Here is a 1,886-nt window from a genome sequence, read left to right on the forward strand (position 1 = left end):
CTCCCTACAGGTTTGCCCCAGTATTACCACTGACTGGTACGGCTACCTTCCTGCGTCACCCCATCGCTTGACTACTACCCACACGGGTCCCACGCAGCCGGTGACCCTCGCTCCCCGAAGGGATTGATAGGCCACCTTTTGGGTGGTTAGCAGTATGGATTCGTCAGGGACGCTCATACACGGGTACGGGAATATCAACCCGTTGTCCATCGACTACGCCTGTCGGCCTCGCCTTAGGTCCCGACTCACCCTGGGCGGACTGGCCTGGCCCAGGAACCCTTGGTCTTCCGGCGGGCAAGGTTCTCACTTGCCTTATCGCTACTCATGCCTGCATTCTCGCTCCCACACCCTCCACCACTGAATCACTTCGTGGCTTCACCGGATGCAGGACGCTCCCCTACCCAACAACACCCCAAAAGGATGCTGCTGCCGCGGCTTCGGCGGTGTGCTTGAGCCCCGCTACATTATCGGCGCACAATCACTTGACCAGTGAGCTATTACGCACTCTTTCAAGGGTGGCTGCTTCTAAGCCAACCTCCTGGTTGTCTTCGCGACTGCACATCCTTTTCCACTTAGCACACGCTTAGGGGCCTTAGCCGGCGATCTGGGCTGTTTCCCTCTCGACGCACGGAGCTTATCCCCCGCCGTCTCACTGCCACACTTTCGACTTGTCGGCATTCGGAGTTTGGCTGACGTCAGTAACCTAGTAGGGCCCATCGGCCATCCAGTAGCTCTACCTCCAACAAGAAACATGTGACGCTGCACCTAAATGCATTTCGGGGAGAACCAGCTATCACGGAGTTTGATTGGCCTTTCACCCCTACCCACAGCTCATCCCCTCAGTCTTCAACCTAAGTGGGTTCGGGCCTCCACGCGGTCTTACCCGCGCTTCACCCTGGCCATGGGTAGATCACTCCGCTTCGGGTCCACAACACACCACTACACCAACCCCTACAGGTTGGATGCGCCCTATTCAGACTCGCTTTCGCTGCGGCTACCCCACCCGGGTTAACCTCGCGACATGTCGGTGACTCGCAGGCTCATTCTTCAAAAGGCACGCCATCACCCCACACAAAGTGAGGGCTCTGACGGATTGTAGGCACACGGTTTCAGGTACTCTTTCACTCCCCTCCCGGGGTACTTTTCACCATTCCCTCACGGTACTCATCCGCTATCGGTCACTAGGAAGTATTCAGGCTTACCGGGTGGTCCCGGCAGATTCACAGCAGATTCCACGGGCCCGCTGCTACTCGGGGAAAACCTGCATCAGCAGGCAGCAGATTTTCGTCTACGGGGCTCTCACCCGCTACGGCAGACCATCCCAGGCCACTTCGACTAACCCACTGCTTTATCACTGCTGCTCCCCTCGGCGGAAAGGAGAAACACAGGCCCCACAACACCGCATGCACAACCCCCGCCGGGTATCACATACACACGGTTTAGCCTCATCCGCGTTCGCTCGCCACTACTAACGGAATCACATACTTGTTTTCTCTTCCTACGGGTACTGAGATGTTTCACTTCCCCGCGTTCCCCCCAGACAGCTATACATTCACCGCCTGGTGACACGACATCACTCGTGCCGGGTTTCCCCATTCGGACATCCTCGGATCCACGCTCGGTTGACAACTCCCCGAGGCATATCGCAGCCTCCCACGTCCTTCATCGGCTCCTAGTGCCAAGGCATCCACCATGCGCCCTTAAACACTTACACACAAAACAACTAAAAAAATTTCTCGGAAGAAACAAATTGCATTACCACGACACACACCCACAAAGAGTCTGCATCGCGATGCTCGCAACCACTATCCACAAATCAAACACCACACCCCACCACCAAAACATGGGGCGACAACCAAACCTCATCTCCGGTTTCCCACACGGGA

At 56.7% G+C, this 1,886-nt stretch carries 1 rRNA gene; it reads right to left on the reverse strand.

Features of this window, described 5'->3' with window-relative positions:
- Positions 1-1,714 (reverse strand): 23S ribosomal RNA (locus ABQE44_RS25700); the annotation flags it as partial.
- Positions 1,715-1,886: the final 172 nt, after the last annotated feature.

This window comes from Mycolicibacterium sp. XJ2546, from assembly GCF_053483195.1.